General features: G+C 41.3%; 14 protein-coding genes. 10 read left to right on the top strand and 4 right to left on the bottom strand.

The features are described from left to right. The first annotated feature begins 37 nt into the window (after positions 1-37). Genes EHQ58_RS03960 through EHQ58_RS03950 form a run of 3 tightly spaced genes read left to right on the top strand, consistent with a single transcriptional unit; the run spans position 38 to position 2,213 of the window. Positions 38-1,264, top strand: a complete 1,227-nt coding sequence (locus tag EHQ58_RS03960) for a TraB/GumN family protein (RefSeq protein ID WP_135622240.1) — start codon at positions 38-40, stop codon at positions 1,262-1,264. A 36-nt stretch (positions 1,265-1,300) separates the two neighbouring features. Continuing rightward, complete coding sequence (locus tag EHQ58_RS03955; protein WP_135622238.1) at positions 1,301-1,708, top strand: hypothetical protein; 408 nt, start codon at positions 1,301-1,303, stop codon at positions 1,706-1,708. 58 nt (positions 1,709-1,766) lie between these two features. Next, positions 1,767-2,213, top strand: coding sequence for a four-helix bundle copper-binding protein (locus EHQ58_RS03950; protein WP_135622236.1), 447 nt, complete (start codon positions 1,767-1,769; stop codon positions 2,211-2,213). Positions 2,214-2,249: 36 nt separating this feature from the next. On the opposite strand, the gene EHQ58_RS03945 is transcribed toward EHQ58_RS03950, so the two are convergent. Genes EHQ58_RS03945 through EHQ58_RS03935 form a run of 3 tightly spaced genes read right to left on the bottom strand, consistent with a single transcriptional unit; the run spans position 2,250 to position 6,495 of the window. Beyond that, positions 2,250-3,080: an esterase/lipase family protein gene (locus EHQ58_RS03945; protein WP_135622234.1), complete on the bottom strand. Its 831-nt coding sequence runs from the start codon at positions 3,078-3,080 to the stop codon at positions 2,250-2,252. Positions 3,081-3,127: 47 nt separating this feature from the next. After that, positions 3,128-5,299: an adenylate/guanylate cyclase domain-containing protein gene (locus EHQ58_RS03940; RefSeq protein WP_135622232.1), complete on the bottom strand. Its 2,172-nt coding sequence runs from the start codon at positions 5,297-5,299 to the stop codon at positions 3,128-3,130. After that, a complete protein-coding gene (locus tag EHQ58_RS03935; RefSeq protein ID WP_135622230.1) occupies positions 5,296-6,495 on the bottom strand; it encodes a M48 family metalloprotease in 1,200 nt (399 codons plus the stop codon). Before EHQ58_RS03935 ends, EHQ58_RS03940 begins: the two co-directional genes overlap by 4 nt. A 101-nt stretch (positions 6,496-6,596) precedes the next feature. Here EHQ58_RS03935 and EHQ58_RS03930 point away from each other — a divergent pair, with 101 nt between their 5' ends. From EHQ58_RS03930 to EHQ58_RS19075, 5 genes are read left to right on the top strand one after another with little or no spacing between them, the layout of a single operon-like run. Next, positions 6,597-8,156, top strand: a complete 1,560-nt coding sequence (locus tag EHQ58_RS03930) for a hypothetical protein (RefSeq protein WP_135622228.1) — start codon at positions 6,597-6,599, stop codon at positions 8,154-8,156. Between the two features lie 4 nt (positions 8,157-8,160). Then, on the top strand, positions 8,161-9,606 hold the full coding sequence (locus EHQ58_RS03925) for an OmpP1/FadL family transporter (RefSeq protein WP_135622226.1): 1,446 nt from the start codon (positions 8,161-8,163) through the stop codon (positions 9,604-9,606). 5 nt (positions 9,607-9,611) lie between these two features. Further along, positions 9,612-9,971 carry a hypothetical protein gene (locus tag EHQ58_RS03920; protein ID WP_135622224.1) on the top strand — a complete coding sequence of 120 codons (360 nt, stop codon included), beginning with the start codon at positions 9,612-9,614 and terminating at the stop codon, positions 9,969-9,971. Positions 9,972-9,979: 8 nt separating this feature from the next. Further along, positions 9,980-11,398: a UTP--glucose-1-phosphate uridylyltransferase gene (locus tag EHQ58_RS03915; RefSeq protein ID WP_135622221.1), complete on the top strand. Its 1,419-nt coding sequence runs from the start codon at positions 9,980-9,982 to the stop codon at positions 11,396-11,398. Positions 11,399-11,421: 23 nt separating this feature from the next. Continuing rightward, positions 11,422-11,673 carry an LA_0364 family Cys-rich lipoprotein gene (locus EHQ58_RS19075; RefSeq protein WP_135622786.1) on the top strand — a complete coding sequence of 84 codons (252 nt, stop codon included), beginning with the start codon at positions 11,422-11,424 and terminating at the stop codon, positions 11,671-11,673. A 2-nt stretch (positions 11,674-11,675) separates the two neighbouring features. Here the strand turns inward: EHQ58_RS19075 and EHQ58_RS03905 are convergent, their stop codons facing one another. Next, positions 11,676-14,105, bottom strand: coding sequence for a C1 family peptidase (locus EHQ58_RS03905; RefSeq protein WP_135622219.1), 2,430 nt, complete (start codon positions 14,103-14,105; stop codon positions 11,676-11,678). Between the two features lie 150 nt (positions 14,106-14,255). On the opposite strand from EHQ58_RS03905, the gene EHQ58_RS03900 reads away from it, so the two are divergent. Beyond that, on the top strand, positions 14,256-16,103 hold the full coding sequence (locus EHQ58_RS03900; RefSeq protein WP_342776208.1) for a hypothetical protein: 1,848 nt from the start codon (positions 14,256-14,258) through the stop codon (positions 16,101-16,103). Between the two features lie 12 nt (positions 16,104-16,115). Next, positions 16,116-19,319: an efflux RND transporter permease subunit gene (locus EHQ58_RS03895; protein WP_135622215.1), complete on the top strand. Its 3,204-nt coding sequence runs from the start codon at positions 16,116-16,118 to the stop codon at positions 19,317-19,319. Positions 19,320-19,335: the final 16 nt, after the last annotated feature.

Genomic DNA, 19,335 nt, shown 5'->3' with positions numbered 1-19,335 from the left:
CCAACTACTTACGATTTAATCATAGAAATTCCTCAATATGCCTTCAATCAAAAAAACTAAACCAAAAACAAAAACATCCAGAAAATCCGAGTTCCAAACGGATGAACCATACCATTTAGAATACATTGGAAAGACCGCGGTCCACATTTTGGGCACTGCGCACATTTCTGAGCTTAGTGTTAAGGCCGTCGAAGACCTCGTCACGCATGTAAAACCAGATACCATATGCATAGAGTTATGCGAATCACGCATGAAATCTGTAGAAGACCCAGATTACTTAAAAAAATTAGATATATTTAAAGTTTTTAAGGAAAGAAAAATGTGGTTGCTACTTTCCAGCCTCATACTCTCGTCCTTCCAAAAAAAAATGGGGCAGAACAAGGTAAAACCTGGTGATGAAATGCGAAAGGCCCTTGAAATGGCGCGTGATAAGAAGTTAACAGTTGTTGCGGTTGATCGAGAAATTCAGACAACTTTACGTCGTGCCTGGAGCAATGTTGGGTTCTTATCAAAAATGTATCTAGTAAGTGCCCTCATTACATCGCTATTCGTGAAAGAGGATGTCTCGACAGAAAAGATAGAAGAGATGAAAAGTGAGGATATCTTAAAAGATTTATTTTCACAGCTACCTGGCCGTTATGATTCGATAAAAAATGTCATCATCGATGAAAGGGATACCTATCTCGCAGAAAAGATCAGAAGGGCGGCCACCCTTCCTTCTGCTAAAAAAATCGTGGCAGTGGTGGGGGCAGGTCACCTCCAAGGGATCATCAGTCATATACAACATGAACATGATTTGGCCCCGCTTGATTTGATTCCAAAAAGAAAATGGATGGATATGATCCAGCTAGCGATTTATCCTATTTTTTTTGCAGGCCTCATTGGTTATACGACCTATTCCCAAGGAGCCGATGCGGGAGGAAGCTTGTTATCCAAGTTAGTCATCATCAAAGGCGGTTTGGCGGCACTTGGTGCCATGATCGCACTCGGGCATCCGATCTCGATCTTGCTTGCTTTTATCACAGCTCCTATTGGTACTTTTGTTCCCATCTTTAAAGCAGGCTGGGTCGCCGCATTATCAGAATCGTATCTTCGAAAGCCTACTGTGGAAGACTTTGAGAGAATTGCCTTGGATTCGGAGAGTTTTGCTGGTTTTTGGAAAAATAGAGTGATTCGCATTTTTCTGATTTTTTTTCTTCCCCAGTTTGGTTCGACAATCGGTACTTTTATCGTTGCCTGGAAGGGTTTGAACAATATTCTTTAACGATTTTGAGGAAACGAGCGTCTAATGAGACAGACCATGAAACGTAGATTTTTTTCAGGGATACTATTATTGGGATTTTTGCTCTTTGTTAGCTGTAAATCTTCCCTATATGACCTTTGCCCGAATCTCTTTTCAAAGGCAGAGGTTTCCACATCTTCGGTTCCTAGCTGCCATGAGTCAAATCAAGCTACAAAGTCCCACAAATCGCCGCTCGAAAGAGATTGCCAGTGTCCACTTTCCTTTCAAGACTATACACTTGATTCCAAAGGATTGGAGAAGATCAGCAGTATTCTCCAAGTTTCAGGCATCATAGTCGGATTTCCTCCTGTCTTTCATGCGTCGCATAACAAAAGCTATCTCTTCGCAGTTGCTTACGGCAGAAACCAGAGCACCAAACATGATCCCAGCATTCAATTTTTAGCCTCTATTAAACTCATCATCTGATTCTTTAATATTTACCCTTCCCTTTAAATCATTTTTTTTAAGAATATAGGAGAATTATATGAATCGTAAACAATTTGTAGCACAATCAGCAGCCGTTCTTGCAACCGCAGGAGCTTTATCCAACCTTTTTGCCCAGGATCATAAGCATGAACCAGGTATGACAATGACAAGTAAGCCATCAAAATACGGAAAGGCACTCATGTCAGCACTTCATTGCAAACTAGCGGCTGAGGTATGTCTCGGACATTGCATCGCAGAACTTTCCAACGGTGATAAGAGTTTAGGAGAGTGCGCCTCCTCTACTATGGAAGTGATTGCCGCTTGTGAGGCTTTCATTTCTCTTGCCAGCCAAAACTCAAACTTTACAAAAAAGGCCGCCGCTTTATGTGAAGAAATCTGTAACTCTTGTGCAAAGATCTGTAAAAAACATGCAGACCATCATAAAGAATGTAAGGATTGCATGGATAGTTGTCTGGCTTGTTCTAAAGAAATGGCGAAGGTATAAGCTGTAATCTCAAGTCTCAGTTAAAAAATAAAAGGGTCAGCGCTTTTTCTTTTTTGCGCTGGCCTTTTTTTTGGCAACCGGCTTTGACTTTTTCTTTGGTTTCGCAGTAGGTGCTGTTTTTTTCGTATTTTTTTTGTTATAAACCGCAGGGTCATACTTCGAAAAGTCCACAACTTCCACTCTCTTGGGAGTGGAATGAATGGGGCTTGCTTTTGCGACTGGCTTCTCGATAGGATCTTTTGGTGTGCCTAGGAACTCCCTAAGAGTCCGTAGGTTTTCTTCTCGCCTAACAAGATTATAGTTGCCAGGAATATCAAACCATAAATCTCTCCCTTGGCCAAATTCTGTGCTTTCTTGCGGAGGGAAGCTAAAATCCTCTATAGCCGAAAGAGGTTGGAATAGGGGAAAAAACAGTGCATTTTTATAATTCTTTGTCACCCAGTCTGAATTTGCTCCCCAAAACGAATAACGAGTGTTCAGGAAGCGGTCGGATCCATGAAACGGTGTCCCTAAGGTAATCAGTCTTTTCACCTTTCGGCGAGCTTCGTCGGGTAACACGAGGCAGGTCAATCCACCAGTGTTATGTGCGATGAGTGTGATATCGTTAGGTGCTGTTAAGATTTGTTTCGAAAGATGGAGAACTGCCTCTTCGATTGATTTTGGGTTGCGAAGTGTGGAGAGGACAGAGACGTGAAATCCCAAGTTGTCTAAGTTTGCCTTCAGGCGATGATAAAAGCCTTTTCCTGCCTCATACCCGGGTACGATCAATATATCTTTACCAGAGCAATCTTCTGGCTCGATGTGACCTGGCAATAAGAAGAGAAACTTTGCCCATAACCTTTCCAAATTTTCTAAAAAGCGAAACATACAAAGAGGTTTATCTAGTAGGAATTTCTGTCTATGAAAAACGGAGTTTATTTTGAAGTTCTTGTAAACACTCCATCCCAAACGCCAGGAGGAGGTTCTTTGAATAGTACCTGACATCGTTCAATCAACATCTGAGCTGCTACGTCTTTCTCGCCAAAAAAAGAGAAAGATTGCTCGAAACCACGAATTGCCTCTTCCCATCTTTGTTCCGTATAAGCGAGAAAGGATTTTTGATAGATTGTCTCTCCCTGCAGGAGTTCGGGTGTCGCCTCGTTTTTCTTACAGATCAGACCATAGATTTTGACAGGTGCGTCCTTTCCCTTGACTCGGATGCGATCCAAGAAACGAAAATGGTACTCTTCTCGGCAGGCAGCCTCAATTGATTCCGAAACAAGGATATCTACCCCGTAATCTTTGGCAGCTGCTTCGAGCCTGGATGCTAAATTCACAGTATCTCCCATCATCGTATAGGAGGCTAAACTGTCTGTGCCCATAAAGCCCACCTTTGCTGGACCGCAATTTAGACCGATGCGGAACTTCATTTTTCTTGCCGACTCCGTATAGTCCATTTTTTCAATCCACACCTTCCGCAAATCTTTAATGCGTGTTAACATTTCGAGAGCTGATTTACAAGCTAGACTTGGGTGATTGGGAAACTGAATGGGTGCTCCATAGATCCCTACAATGGCGTCGCCGATGTATTTGTCGAGAGTGCCGGAATTGGCTTTTAAAATGTCTGTCATTGCAGAAAGGTATTCATTGAGTAACCGCGCTAAATCGCTTGCGGATAGTTCTTCGCTAATCGATGAAAATCCAGCAACATCTGAAAAGAAGGCAGTAATTTCCCATTCTCCGCCACGTTTCAAAGCCTCCATATCATCTAATGCTTGTGATACGACACCAGGGTCTACTAGATTTCTTAAGATGCTATTAAATTTTCTTTTGTCTTTACCTTCTGTATAGGTAAGGTAAGCGAATCCAATCAAGTATGATATGGGAAATGAGAGTATAAAGGATGTCGGTGGCAAGATCAAATCAAGACGGTAGAGGGTATAAAAAGTGCCAAGAAATAAAGCAACAGCAAGGATAGGGAAAATATTTCTGAGCCAATGTACCTGGCTATAGAACAAGATCAGGGTCCCTAGAGATAAGACAATGATGGTAAATAGAAACCCCCAGTATTGTGGCAATTCACGCAAGGTATGACCCTGGATGGTGTTGGAAGCAAATACAGCTTGTGCGATGACTCCCGGGAACAAACCAAAGGGAGTCACAACATCATCATGGGTAGCTGCGGCAGAGGTTCCAATGAGAACAATTTTATTTTCAAATACATCAGGAGGGACAGTGAGTTTGTTTGGATCCTCTACAGCTCCAGAGCTCAATTGGTTCAAAGATTCAATGATTCCTGCTGCCGAATACCTAGGAATGGCCCTTAGTTCTGCTTCCGTATAAAAGTATGCACGAACCATGCCATCCTTCCCGATTGGGAGCCTTCGTTCCTTCTCTCCACTTCGAACAATCAGAGTACCATCCTCTAGCTCAGCAGTGATGACGGATTCCGTCTCACCAAATGCGCGCAAGGCGAGAGTGGGGAAGTGCCGGTTCCCCCATTTCATAGTTGGGGCAAATCGCCTGAGTATACCATCGCTATCAGATATGACATTCACAACATGAAGGAAAGGAGCTGTTGTAAAGATTTCACCAATAGGTAGAGATGCACTTCCGTATTTCGGAAAAGGAGAGTCGGCAGGTAAGTCGATCAGAAACCTTTTGGCATTCTGTTCGATCAATGGATTTACAATCGTGGAAATATCGCTCCTGAAATTTGCAGCATGCGAAACTTTACCGATGGTTTGGTTAGCTTCAACGAGTGCAAAGTCTCGGTCAGATCTTTCTGTGAACATGATATCAATGATGGTAAGTTTGGGAGGTGCTAAAATATTAACGTAGCTCAGTAGTGTCGGGTAAACCGTACGTTTCCAAGGCCACTGACCGAGTTCAGGATCATCTGCGTGTTTGGCGATACTCTGTTCATCAATGTCGATAATGACGATTTGATCGGACATTTTGTAATGGGTCGGAAGGCTGGCAAAGAGGGCATCCGAAAGCTTGCGGTCAAAAGTTTTAGAAACTCCAAGTAAGCTGAGTAAGAGCACAAAAGACATCGGAATTGCAAGTGTTAGAAGGAAGGGGAAATAGACTTTTTGTAATTTCATGGATTGAGAAGGTCTTTATACCGATTCCATCTTTGTTTCACCAAAGGAATTCCCTTTGTATCCACGCTTGCTTCGATTCGGATGAGTTTCGCGATCCTTTCTGACGTATCTGGATGGGTTTTTTTCAGGTGATCTGCATTTTTTGATTTTGCCAGAGTGGTAAGAAAATTCCCCAAGCCTTGCGAGCCGTAACCTGCACCAGCTGCCAGACTAACGCCGGCCTCATCGGCTTCCCATTCTACTTTTTCATCTCTACCTGTTTCAAATAACTGGGTTTCCATCTCATCTAGGACTGCCGATGCGGCGGCACTGATGGTTTCACCACCTGCAGGGCTTAGCAAACTTGCTAAGATATCGAGGAACACATTGGACCCAACAAACTTACCACTGTGGAATAAGGTAATATGTCCAATTTCATGACCGAGAACTCCTGCCAATTCGGATTCACTCTGGATTTTTTTAAGTGTCCCTTTCGTGATAAAAATAAACCCACCAGGACAGGCCAAGGCGTTCTCTTCCTCGGTATCGAGGACCCCAAATTTGAAGCTTAGATCTCTTCGGGAGGAGATCGAAGCGACTTGGTTTCCCACGCTATTTAAATACCCAGTCAGAGCAGCATCCTTCATTAGGGGATATTTTTTTAAAAGTCTGGCTGCGAGGGCTCTTCCCATTTTCACTTCGGTTTTCGTATCTTCCGACACCCGTCCAGTAAAACTACTCTCCTGGTTCTCTGCTTTACTTGTTCCCGATTCTGATCCCTCGGAGGGGAGTGATTCTAACCAGCGTAAGGCTTCAAAGTCGTATAACTCAGCGCCACCTCGCACGCGCATCTTTTCTGTCTCGGAAAGCCCGCGCGCTGCGGCAGTTTTTGTGAAGTCAGAAGCTCGCTGTCTTGCCACAATCGTCTCTGTAGAATTAGAAGTAACGCCTAACTTGATTTGGCTACTAGGAGGTAGTTGGGAGACGAAGAGTTTGGAAACCCAACCTGTTTTGTCGTCCATACGTACTTGCACGAACAAACCTTGTTCGCTCATCGGATTTAAGGTCTCGCCCGGTTTTAGGGTCGGTCCATCCGAGGACAACTGCGGCTCTTTTAGGAGTTTTGCTTTCGGACTCTGGACATACAGTATGCTTTTTGCGTGAATCGTACTGAAAGTGAACCATATTAGAGAAAGATAAAGAACGGAGAATTTCATTTCAGTCAAAATGTGAAAGACTTTATGTCTTTTGAAAACTCTTTTTTAAATTGATTCTTTCGAATTGACAATTTAGTTCATCTTCTACTTAATACGTTGAGATGAAACGATTCTGTCTAATCCTGATCCTTATTTTTTTTTCCTTCATCGGGTGTTCTAAATCAAAAGACAAAAGCAATGCAGTGGATGCTTTGCTCGGAAGACTTTTGATCCGAAACCAACTGGCGAGCGGTTCTTCTACTACTCCAAGTGCCATAGCTTCTGAACTTCCCACAAGTCTGGCCGTACCTGTGCCTCGTTCCATTCGCAAGTCTTCCTCTAGCACGAGAACAACACGAAAAGCCAGACTCTTACAAACTCGTACATTTGATGAGACTCAATTAGAAGATTATTATACTTCAGGATATTCAGGACAAATTGATTTACAATCTGGTGGGGATTATGTTGCCGAAATTTTACAAGAATCAAAAAGAGATTTGATTCTACTGAGCAGCGCTTACGCTAAAGCAAAAGCGACCCCTGGAGTTTGTATTCCTGGTGGGTCAGGGACAGTGACTGTCACGCAGAGTATGTTAGATGAGATGGTAGATGGTTTAGAAAATCTCGGTCTGTCCAATGCGGAAGCAAAAACGGAGCTTTCTTCTTTGCAGGATGAAGGAGTGCTTCCCACTCTTGGTCAGGTTGTTCCGAGCCCGGCAATGCTCTATAAAGCTTCGACAAACCCGGATTACGATGTGGAAATTTCCTATTCTTTTTCTGACTCCATTGCAAGTCCCGTCGTTTGTCCCACAAACAACAAATACCAAAAACTTATGAAGTTCAAAACTGATTTTAGTAAGATTTTCAGTTCCAGCAGAAAGTCCTTAAAATCATTTGGAACTACGATCGACATCACAGCCTCTATCACCAATTTCAGCGGCACTGGGAAAAAAGATAAGACGGTTCTTAATTTTAGAAGAGTCCTTTCGTCCGGGAAAGCAAGCAAGACAATCACTAAAACAAAATTTATTTTGGAACAGTGTGATGCAGATGCTGCCAACAATTCTGGGAATTGTGTCACCCTTGGGTATCGCAATGAGGACAATTATAGTGGGACTAAATATACTACAACCGTAGAAGGCCGGACAGACGATGATGGGGGATATATCCGCACTGGATACCTTGATCCGGATGCCAATGAATATTACTTTTATGAGGAGGCTTTCAACGCCTCCCGAGAGCTCGATTATTACTCTATGTATTTCTTTGATTTAGCTGATGACTCAAATGATGATAATGGTGAAGTAGGTGACTTTTCCAATTATGATAAGTACTATGAAACCACTTATCGCTTTGAAGATCAGGTCATCTTGAAAATCAATTCAGGTGGGGTGCTTGGAACTGGTTCCTTTACTGGCTATGATGAATTTGTCATCTATCCCACCGGGGTTGACCCAAACAATGACAGCATTGGTGAATACCAATTAGGTGAGGGATTATACGTTGATGAAGATGATGACGCCGTTATTTTGATTGCCGATGATGATACAAGCGAAGTCTATATTGATTTTTATGGAGAATTGAGCGATTTCAACGCAGGATTGCAGGTTTGGCGAGTGACTTACGATACCGACTCTAATCCTGTTTATACATCTATAAATACCACGTTAAAGAAAATCTAAACACATGAAACAAATCAAACTCTCACTTCTTTTATTGCTTTCAGCCTCACCAATCCTTGCCTCGGAGCCGTTTAACAACATCCAAGGATTTTATGGAGAGCGCGCTGCTGGACTTGGTGGTGCCTTTACTGCCTTATCCGATGACCCTTCGGGAGCCTATTACAATCCAGCGGGCCTCGGATTTACGCATAACGATGGGATTTCCATTTCCGCAAGTAACTTTAAGAATGCGAAGAGAAGCTATCTCAACATCGACACTCCAGGACAGACTTACAACCAAACATCACAGGGTTATAATCCTAACTTTGTTGGGCTTGTGAAAAATTTTGATAAATGGAAGTTCGCATTTTCGATCGTAAATACCTATAATTATGCCTATAATCGAGCCGACCAGGTGAACTACCCACTTGTTTCGCCGACGATCAACACGACACGAAATTACACAAAGGAAAACTACAGCCAATTGCTCGTAGGACCAAGCATAGCCTATCTTCTCACGGACAAGCTTTCATTGGGTGCGACACTTTATTATTTGAGTGACACGAAAAATGTAGCGAGAACCCAATTTCAGCAATTCTCTGATCTTTCTTATGTCATGCGAAGCTATGTAGACAACCGCCAAACATCTGGTATTATGCCCATCATCGGAATCCAATACCAACCATGGCAAAAACTATCCTTAGGCATGAGCATCCGCAGAATCATTGTTACAGGCGGTAATCGCCTCTATAATGAGGTGTATGTGGATTCTGCGAGAAGGGCGGGAACGTCTGCCGTTGATTTTGTGGAAGGAACCGGAGATGGATTTTCCTCCATTGAAAATGGTGTGATAACAAACAAACCCAAGCTCACAACTGCGATTCCTCAAACTTCCGAAATTCGTTGGGGAGTTGCCTTCTTTCCCACAGCGAGATTTCTCGCCTCCTTTGATATCATTCACACAACAGGGTATAAAAAACGACGCAACCAAGACGAATTCAGCGGCGCTGGCAGTCGGATTACGTATACGACTACCGATACTGAGATTCGAGAATTGACACGAAGTGCGACAACAAATTTTGCATTAGGAATGGAATACTACATCATGGATACCTTCTCTGTATTAGGCGGTATTTATACCAACGAACCGAATACAAAAAAGGTCTCCTGGGCGCAGTCTGCAGCGGATTTATATCTACAAACGGCAGTAGCCAATCAGGTATCGGCAACGTCTGGAGAAAATAGTATCGTTTACCGAATCCCTAGAAGTGGAAACGATCCAAGAAATGAATACTCACGAAATCGAGGGATCAGTTTGGGATTTTCTTGGGTGACATCAAAATCATCACTATCTGTAACTTACATCCGTGAAGTAGGGAACGGAAATTCGCGCATCGATCCAAACTCTCTTTCGCAAAGCTTTGAATATAGTGCGCATTCTGTCTATATCATGGTGAGCTCTCGGAATTAACCTTTTTGCGTTTCTTCTTTTTTTATCTTTTAGTCTCAGTTTCCCTCTTCGCTGAGACTCCACCTAATTATTCTCGGGCAAAAAAAGAGCTCCTTATTGCCTGGGAGCGCGTATTCCCTTTGCCTTACGGATCGATTCTTTCTGAAGATCCCTTGCGAAAGGGAATTACAAAGGAAAAGCGAGGTGACAAAAAAGTTGTTTGGGTTTATAATTTTACTGTTTTCATGCCTAAGTATGACCGCAATCAAAACGAACCTAAGGCAAGGAAAGAGGGTAGAGAGATCCTTGTCTACTTTCTGTGGGAGCCATCGGAATCTGAAGATCCCTATCGCATACAACTTGGCGAATTAAATCAAAATCTCTAGGAGTCTCCATGTCAATTTCCAAAGAAGCTGCGGACAAATTAATCACCGAAAAAATGAAGTCAGAAGGACTGAGTGATGCCTTTATAAATGACTTTCTAGAAAAAGTCGATCAAGTTCGAAAAGGTGAAACAGGGATTGTTAAATGGGAGACCGTAGGAGATCTCGATCCCAAGACAGATGAAATTGATTTAAAAAAAATTCATGAGAACTTCCAGGAATCACAGGCGAATTTAGCAAAGCTCGTAGTCATTAAGTTAAACGGTGGCCTCGGTACGTCTATGGGTTTGGAAAAAGCAAAGTCCTTAATTCCTATAAAGGAAGGTAAATCCTTTCTCGCAGTTATGGCAGCTCAGATCGAACACATTCGAAAAAAATACCACATAGAAGTACCATTACTTCTTATGGATTCATATAATACGCAAAAGGATTCACAAGAAGAATTGAAAAAAATTGGGTTCAAACAAAAAATTGGAACATCATTCTTACAACATAAAGTTCCGAGACTGGACAAAATAAACTTGTCGCCCGTGAGTTTAACTTCGGCTAAAGACGAATGGTGTCCACCAGGACATGGAGATATCCATTTCACTCTGATCGAAACAGGTATCCTAGACCAATTAATAGATATGGGCTATGAGCTAGCCTTCCTCTCCAATGGTGACAATCTTGGTGCAACTGTAGATTCTCATATCGTCTCCTATCTGCTAAGCGAAGGGATTGATTTTGCAATGGAGATGACACCCAAAACTCTTGCCGATAAAAAGGGAGGAGCCATTTATCGAAAGTTAGTGGATGGAAAATTTCAAAGGTATGAACTCCTCGAGACAGCGCAAGTGCCGTTGGAAAATGAGCATGAGTTTAGTGGGCTCGGAAAGTTTAGGACTTTTTCTACAAATAATTTATGGATCAATTTGAGATCTCTTCGTGACAGACTACGGGAAGGCCATTTTTCCTTATCCCTGATTGTAAACCCGAAAAAGGTAGAGGGTAAGGAAATCCTCCAACTTGAAACGGCAATGGGTTCGGCTGTAGGTAACTTTTCAAAATTTAAGGGGATCATCATTCCTCGCGATCGCTTTGCTCCTGTTAAAAAAACAGAAGACTATCTCATCAGAAGGTCTGATGCGTATACTCTTAATGAGGATTACTCTTTAACGATGTCAAAGGCACGCAAAGCCAATGGTCTTGGGGAAGTACTTGTGAACCTTGATGAGAGATACTATAAAAAAATCACCGATTTCGATTCTCTTTTCAAAGCCTATCCGTCGCTTGTAGAGTGTGAAGAACTTAATGTGGAAGGCGAGATTGAATTTGACGTAGCCGTAAAAATTATCGGCAAAGTGAAACTCATCAATGCTTCAAACTCCTTAAAAAAACTGTCTGAACTGAAACTGGAAAAATTAGAAAATAATACGTACCGATTTTGAGCACGAGAAAGTTTGTTAGTTCTATATTTACTTGGTTTGTTTTGGATCTTTTCATTTTACGTTGTGGATCGCCTTTCTCTCCGAGAAGCAACTGTTTAGAAAGAAACAAGTGTGCAACGATCGAAGGGGATTGTTTCCTTCGAAATGATCTCATATATAAGTTTTCGACTCAGTCGCCGATCTATTCAGATCAAGATTTGGCAATACTCTTAAATTCTTGTAACGGACTAAAAAATAAATGCCACAAGAATTGTGAAAGTGGCACGTTATTTTGAATTTATTCCCTTACGAAGGAAAGTCTACTTTTTTCTGGGAGGAGGCTTTTTTCATAAACATCCGCCGAAAGTGAATCAAGGTTAGGGGATAACTGGATTTTCCACTTACCTTTTTCTTCCAACAGGTTGGCATCGATGACATAGTTGCCTCGATAGAACTCTTCATTATTCCATTTTAATATATAGCCGTCGTTATCGTCTGATTGTACTTCTAATTTTATTGGCTTAATGGAGGATTTCCCATCCCAATGCATAGCAGTCCAAGGTCCTAAAAATTTTGTAATTGTAGATTCCGAGAATGTGCGAACTTTTTTCGAATCGACTATCGTCTCACTGATTACACCAACTACGGACTTAGAAAAAGAACTGATCTCCTTCCCAGATTCTTTAGTTTTGAGAGCAAAAAAGTAAAATTGATTTTTGTCTAAATTTGTGACTAAAAATTGTTTCAATTTTCTGTCTACGGTTGCTACCAGCTTCCAATCCTTGCCCTGCTTTTTCCGCATAAATAGGCTAAAAGATTCTGCTTTAAGATTTTGGCGCCAGCTAATATTGATTTCACGTCGTGATGAGTTGGCTTCCACATTTTCAATCTCAGTAATCTCGCTTTCATTTCCACGTTTCGCAACGAGTTGTTTGAAACCTGAGGCAATTTCTGATGGTAACGAAATCGACTGATCAGAAAAAACGGCACTTACGGAGTAAGAGTAATCTGACTCATTGAGTTTAGTATCAACAAACTTCAGTTCACTAGTCTGGCCAATTTTTTCCCAATCATTTTCTCCTACTGGTGTTCTGAATACAATATACGCTTCAGCATTTGGAGTATTGTCCCAACTTAGGATGATCTTGTCGTTGAACTCGCCTTTGGACACTGCTAAATTTTCTGGTCTTAATTTTAAATTTCGAAGAGGGTCCAAATACCCTTGAGTATAAACGCTTCCTTCTCCCGTATTACTTTTGTTATGAGGAAACACGCGATAAATTTCTGAATCGCCATTTTTGGTCGCTTTGTAATCGGTAAAATTTGGTTTTCCCGTTTTTCCTAAAAAACGAAAAATTTTAGAAGAGGCATTCCATTTGTAAACCGAGTAGGAGTCGGCAGTCAGGTGGCTGTCCCAAGACAAAACAATCCGATCATTATATCCACCAACGCTAGCATTCAAATTTGTAATAGGCAATAGTTCCGTTATCTTAACGTCCGACGAAGCATATCCTTCATTTGATTCTGGAGAAGGTTCCGAAATTTGAGATTCATCTAAGCTTGCAACTCGGTAGATGTAGGCTTGGTCTTTTTGAACGCCGAAATCCTCAAAAGCGGGGATTTTTGACAAGCCGACTAATTGATATTTGGTTTCACCTTTGCGCTTTCTATATATTTCGTAGCCGATCGCACGGTCAATTTTTTGCCAAACGAGTCGAATTTTGTCTTTAAACTCTCCCTTTGAAACGTGCACCTCTGTTGGCGTGGAAATCAAATCGCCATTTTTTAGGATTTGATTAAGAGTCTCTAGTGCTTGCTTTTCTGATAGATACGTCTCATTTTTTCCAGAAGTAGCAATGTAAGCTGCCTTCGTTAGTTTTTGGAAGAGACTGTATTCAATCCAAAGGTAGCCATTGTCAGCCCAATTTTTTCCCCAAGAATTCCAGACCCGGAAGGCGTGTTTGTCATCATCAAAGCCAATGACAATGAGTGATTGCGCACCGATTGGTTCTCCTGAGACTTTTGAATATAAAGAATCTCCCTTGGCTTCGAGGAAGTTATCAAAAGTGAGAAAACTTATCATTACAGGAATTTTTTTCGACACCGCGTATTTAATCGATGTAAGATCTGTAGGTTCGACTTTGAAAATTTGCGATAGCCTTACGTTTCTTCCAATTTCGATTTGGTTTCCTCCTGGTTTGGTGCGAAAATTGGAAGGGGAGTAGGGCATTTCTTTTAAAGTAACAGCACCTCTACTTTGTGCCAAGATCAATGTTTCAAGAAGAGAAGACCCAGAGTCCCGCCCATTATTTAATTGGTTATAAAGATAAGCAGGAGAGTAGAAGATTGAAAGTCCCTCCGCTGTTAGGGGTTCTAGATTGGAAAGAATTTTCCTTTTATTTTTTTCTGCTTCAAGGAAGGAAATGAGACCAAAACTTACCGCAAAACCAGCGCTACTTTTTTGATTTCCTTGGTCACCTGGTGGTGAAAATGCGGCTTCAAAATTTGAGTCATGTGGTAGGCTCTTATCAGTAGATGCATGAAAAACGGGTAAACTTTCATACAATTCGTAAGGATCTGTCGTTAATCCGGAAGGGAATCTCGGCGTTTTTCGTTCACTATTGCCCGTTACAGGCCTAGAATGGAAACCGATCAAAAAAATACTAACGAGTGTAAGAATACTAAAAATTGCGATATTGTTTCTCGAAGGGAGGGACTCAATTTGCATATTTTTCTTTGCCTTTCTTCCAGGTTTTTCCCATTCTATGGCAATTAAAGTGAAAAATTGGGCAATCTCGACTTGATTTTAAGCCCTAAGTTTAAGAAAAAACTATTTTTTTAGAATGATTCAGTTAGATTGACCACTAGGATTATGAGAATGCGTATAAATCAATTATTAGGAATCCCATTTTTCCTACTCGGTGTGGCTCTGGTTGCTTTTTATTCCGTGAAAGCATGGGAAGTATTTTTAACGACCTGTCCCAATCATGATTTTTTATCTTGGGATGAAAATATACGACTTTCGAATGTCCTCGATCAGGCGGTTGATTTTAGAGAAGGGAATTATTGGAATGGGATTTTGCCTTTTTTCGAATCACCTACTTGGCCACCACTTAGGTCCTTTACGACCTTTCTTTCCTTGTACATCCCAACTGATTGGCCAGTGACATACAGAGATTCTTTTCATGGTTTGTTTTTTTTGATATTGGTTTTCCCTGCACTTTATTATATTCTAATTAAAGTTACTGCTTCTCATTTTTGGGGATCTGTTTTTGCATTCTTCTCATTTGTTCTTTGTTTGCAAACTACTGAGGTGCCTGTTTACTCATTGACCTCGATGCTCGAAACACAATCTATGTTTTTTCTTTTGCTCAGTGGATACTCGCTGTTTCGACTCTATGAGGATGATAATACTGGTGAAATCAAAAGCTCGACTAAGTATTTGGTTTCATTTTCTCTATTCGGATTTTATTTCACAAAGTATCCTTATGGTATCTTATTTTTTATGGCATGCATATGTTACGAGATCTTCAGATCTCCTTCGCGTTATAAAGAGGTGATTATCTATTTATACAAAGTTTATGCGCGTGGATTTCGTTTGGTTTATTTAATTTTTGTTTTGACTATGATCGCTTCTCTTCCCATACTTCGCGTCATTTCAAAAATAAACTTAAACCAAAGAACTTTTAAAACGTTCATGTTTTATATTTCAGTGATATTGTTTGTAGATTTTTCTATTTTCCTCTATCGCAATCGTGAAAAAGCAAAAAATGTTTTCCCAAAAACGATATCCGTACTCTGGGTTTATGCCATTTTCCCAGCATTTTTCTGGCTTTTTATCAACCCTGACAGAGTGAATGCGCTCATCGATGCCCAATTGATTGTCAATCAGTACACTCGAAGTTTCTTTTTAACACTATGGACAGAGCCTGGAATGGATCCAAAAGTGCCTGGCATTTTCGACTTCGTTTGGGGATTTCGGATCCTCATCGGCGTGACATTCATTTCTTTGATTTATTTTCTAATTCGAAAGAATGAAAGTATAGAGTCCAAACGAAAAGACCCTCTCCTTGCCGCAACGATCGTCATCATTTTAGAACTTTTAATTTTAGAAGTAACTACAGGAAATAAGCAACCCCGTCACGTATTGCAGTTTATACCTTCTATCGGATTTCTGTCTTTTGCATGGGCACTTCGCTTTGCGCAGTTTGCCGAATCTGGGTATCAGAAAAAACTCGCATATTCGATTATTATAATATGTATCTCCTTTGTCGGATGGAATTTGTTTTATAAACAAGGCTTGTTAACTGATTCCTTTTTTAATACCAAACCTTTTTGTTATCGAGGAATGAATGCATCTGATTTCCAACCTGCGCGTGAGATTGCAAGCCAGATTGAAGCCAGCAAAAAGTACATCTTGCTCAATGCGTTTCATGACCAAGCCAAATACGAATCTAAAGGTCGTTTGATCGCTTCTGATTTTGATCTAGCTATGAAATTAAAAACCTACGAATTGGGTGCTGTGCGTAATGATCATCGTTACCGTTGGAAAGATTGGTCTAGTTTTGATTCTATTTTACTCCTTAGTGACACCTGTCCGGATAGTTTTATCGAAGAAAAATTTGAAAATAGATCTAAAATGTTGACCGTTAAGTCAACATTAGTTAGAACTTACAGAGAGAGTAGCGGGATCGCCTGTTTACAGGAGTATCAGATCCTCAAATAGCGAGGTTTTTCTTTGAGCATAGCTGCCTTTTCGATCAAACGACCTATTTTCATTTCCTCACTTGTAATCCTCATGGTATTTACAGGTTTCATCAGCTTGAAACGGATTGGTGTAGATCTCTTTCCCGATATCAACATACCGTTTGTTGTGGTGTCTACCGTCTATCCTGGAGCTGGTCCGGAAGAAATAGAGACATCTATCTCAAAACTCTTAGAAGAGGAATTAAGTTCTATTTCAGGACTCAAAAAAATAACATCTCGCAACCAAGAAGGTGTTTCGATCGTATCAGCGGAGTTTTCACTTACAACGGATATAAAATATGCGGAACAGCAAGTAAGAGATAAAACAGCACGCGTCAGACCAAAATTACCCACTGCCGCAAAGGAACCGTTAGTCCAGCGCTTTGACCCATCAGATCAACCTGTTATGCGGATTTCCGTTTTTGCGGATCTACCAGATGGTGAATTATATGATCTTGCACGAGAACAGATTAAGACCAAACTAGAACAAGTCAGTAGCGTTGGTGCTGTGAAAATAGTAGGTGGTTCTCGACGTGAAATACATATTGAACTTGATCGAAATAAATTAAACCCGTTTCAAATATCCGCTGTATCCATTGCAGGTCAGATCAAAAATTCTGGAACGAATATTCCGGCAGGTAAGGTTGATTCTGGATCAACGGAAACTTCATATCGGACGGTTGCAAAGTATGAGACACTTTCCCAGATAGAAAACACTGTCGTTTCGTTTGGTGGTGAATTTGGAAGAGGTGTACTCGTAAAAGATCTAGGTCGAGTGGTTGACTCGATAGAGGATAAACAGACATTAGGATTTTTATATGCTGCTATTAATACAGAGGAACACAAAGAGCCAAATGCGATTGCGAAATTATTTTTTAAATATGATCCACCAGTCAAAAAGAGAGAACAGAAGAGGGCTCTTTTTTTAGATGTCTATAAACAATCAGGAGCAAATACTGTTGCTGTAGCAGATGGGATCACCGCCAAAATCAATCAAATTAATGAAAGGATAAAGGACCAACCTGGATCTCCAAAAGTAGTGCTTGTACGTGACGGGTCGAGATGGATTCGAGCTAATATTGAAGACGTTACTCTTGCTATTATTCTCGGGATATTACTCGCAGTTCTTGTCGTTTATCTATTTCTGGGTAATGTTCGTTCTACGATAATCACTGGGATGGCTCTGCCAAATTCAATGCTCGGGGCCTTTATCATCATGTATGCGATGGGTTTTACGATGAACGTGATGACCCTTTTAGCTTTATCTCTTGCTGTGGGTCTTCTCGTAGATGATGCCATAGTCGTGCGAGAGAACATTTTTCGAAAGCTGGAAGAGGGGGAATCCGTACTCGTTGCCGCAAGAAAAGGAACCGAAGAAGTTACTCTTGCTGTGATTGGAACCTCACTTACGGTCATTGCTGTCTTTCTTCCGATTGGATTTTTGTCAGGTATAGTAGGTCAATTTTTTAAGCAATTTGGATTGACTGTTGTTTTTGCTATGATCATTTCACTTTTCGATGGCCTAACAGTTGCTCCTATGCTCTCCGCTTATTTTGCAGGCAAACAGACACATAACCAAAAGAAAAATATAGTTCTTAGAAACTTTGATAAGTTTCAATCATTTTTAGATGCTGGTTATGCGAAAGTTATGCGTTATGCATTAAAAAAACCATGGGTAGTACTTCTTATGACAGCCCTTACTCTGGTGGCCAGTATCATGTCTTTGCAATTCGTAAAAAAAACCTTCCTTCCACCAAATGATCAAGGTGAATTTATGGTGAGCATTGAAATGCCTCCTGGGACCTCTCTTGCTGGGACCTATGAAGTCGTAAAGAAGGTAGAAGATGACATGAAGGCTAAGATCCCTGAAATCGATTATCTAGCAACTGTTGTTGGTAACACGGACGGTGAATCAAATATTGCCAATATCGGCGTAGCCCTCCTACCTTCCGAATACCGCCGAACAACCACGATTCAAGTTAAAGATACCATTCGAGAACTATTAAAGGCATACAGTTTTGCGAGGCCAAAGGTGAACGATTATTCAGCTGTTGGTGGAGGAGTCCAATACCCATTCAATTTGAATATCAAGGGAGAAAATTTAAAAGAACTCGAGGACTACTCCGCAAAGGTTATGAAAGAACTCGCTGGTGTAACAGATCTCACCGACATCGATACGAGTTACCGAACAGGAAAACCAGAATTTCAAGTAGTGCCAGATCGTGCCAAAATGCAGACCGTTGGGGTTGTGGCTGGAGTTATGGGAGCTGAGTTAAGATATCATATCGAAGGTGGAGAGGTTGCAAAGTTTTTACAAAATGGAATCGAATATGACGTTCGCTTGCGCCTACGGGAAGACCAAAGAAATTTACGTAAATATTTTTCTGAGACTAGGGTTCCAAACATTCAAAATCGCTTGATTCCTCTTTCTGCCGTTGCAGATGCCAAAGAAAGTTCTTCGCCTGCGCGGATTATACGGGAAGATCGATCTCGGGTCATCCCCATCAATGCGAACTTAGCTCCTGGAGGCGCCATCGCATCTGCAACAGAGGCGGCCGCAAAAATTTTGAAGGAGAAAGTTCCACCACCTCCGGGCATAACGTTTGCTTTTGTGGGTCAGTCGGAAGATTTTAAAGAGTTGATACAGAACATCATATTAGCTTTCGGGATGGCTATTATTTTCATCTATTTGGTTCTTTCCTCGCTGTATGAATCTTTTATCACACCGATAACGATTTTATTTGCGATCCCACCAGCTATTTCTGGCGCCTTTTTTGCGTTAGCCTTAACCGGGGAGATGCTGAATTTATTTAGTATGATTGGATTGATTCTTTTAATGGGCTTAGTCGCAAAGAACTCGATCCTACTTGTCGACCACGCGATACAGGCAATGAAGGAGCAGGGCATGAATCGAAATGATGCCATTTTTGATGCAGGCGTCAAAAGACTCAGACCGATCCTCATGACCTCGCTTGCGATGATTGCAGGAACGCTTCCAATCGCACTAGGGATAGGAGAGGCCTCCAAGTCCAGAACAGCGATGGGTATTGCCATCATCGGTGGATTGATACTCTCAACCGTGATCACCTTGGTGGTAGTTCCGGCTGTTTTTGGCTACGTCGATCGCTTCCGCGAATGGGTAGAAGCAAAATTTCGCCCTGACTATGGATTGGATCTAAAGAACTTAGAAGACTAAAAATCGACTTGTTTTT

The organism is Leptospira ognonensis (assembly GCF_004770745.1).
GTDB lineage: Bacteria > Spirochaetota > Leptospiria > Leptospirales > Leptospiraceae > Leptospira_A > Leptospira_A ognonensis.
This window is presented reverse-complemented; position numbering and strand designations above follow the sequence as displayed.

Coding starts and splice junctions, on each gene's coding strand:
- EHQ58_RS03925 (WP_135622226.1), top strand. CDS start 8,161: ATGAAACAAATCAAACTCTCACTTCTTTTATTGCTTTCAGCCTCACCA.
- EHQ58_RS03950 (WP_135622236.1), top strand. CDS start 1,767: ATGAATCGTAAACAATTTGTAGCACAATCAGCAGCCGTTCTTGCAACC.
- EHQ58_RS03945 (WP_135622234.1), bottom strand. CDS start 3,080: ATGTTTCGCTTTTTAGAAAATTTGGAAAGGTTATGGGCAAAGTTTCTC.
- EHQ58_RS03955 (WP_135622238.1), top strand. CDS start 1,301: ATGAAACGTAGATTTTTTTCAGGGATACTATTATTGGGATTTTTGCTC.
- EHQ58_RS03940 (WP_135622232.1), bottom strand. CDS start 5,299: ATGAAATTACAAAAAGTCTATTTCCCCTTCCTTCTAACACTTGCAATT.
- EHQ58_RS03905 (WP_135622219.1), bottom strand. CDS start 14,105: ATGCAAATTGAGTCCCTCCCTTCGAGAAACAATATCGCAATTTTTAGT.
- EHQ58_RS03935 (WP_135622230.1), bottom strand. CDS start 6,495: ATGAAATTCTCCGTTCTTTATCTTTCTCTAATATGGTTCACTTTCAGT.
- EHQ58_RS03960 (WP_135622240.1), top strand. CDS start 38: ATGCCTTCAATCAAAAAAACTAAACCAAAAACAAAAACATCCAGAAAA.
- EHQ58_RS03915 (WP_135622221.1), top strand. CDS start 9,980: ATGTCAATTTCCAAAGAAGCTGCGGACAAATTAATCACCGAAAAAATG.
- EHQ58_RS03930 (WP_135622228.1), top strand. CDS start 6,597: ATGAAACGATTCTGTCTAATCCTGATCCTTATTTTTTTTTCCTTCATC.
- EHQ58_RS03900 (WP_342776208.1), top strand. CDS start 14,256: ATGCGTATAAATCAATTATTAGGAATCCCATTTTTCCTACTCGGTGTG.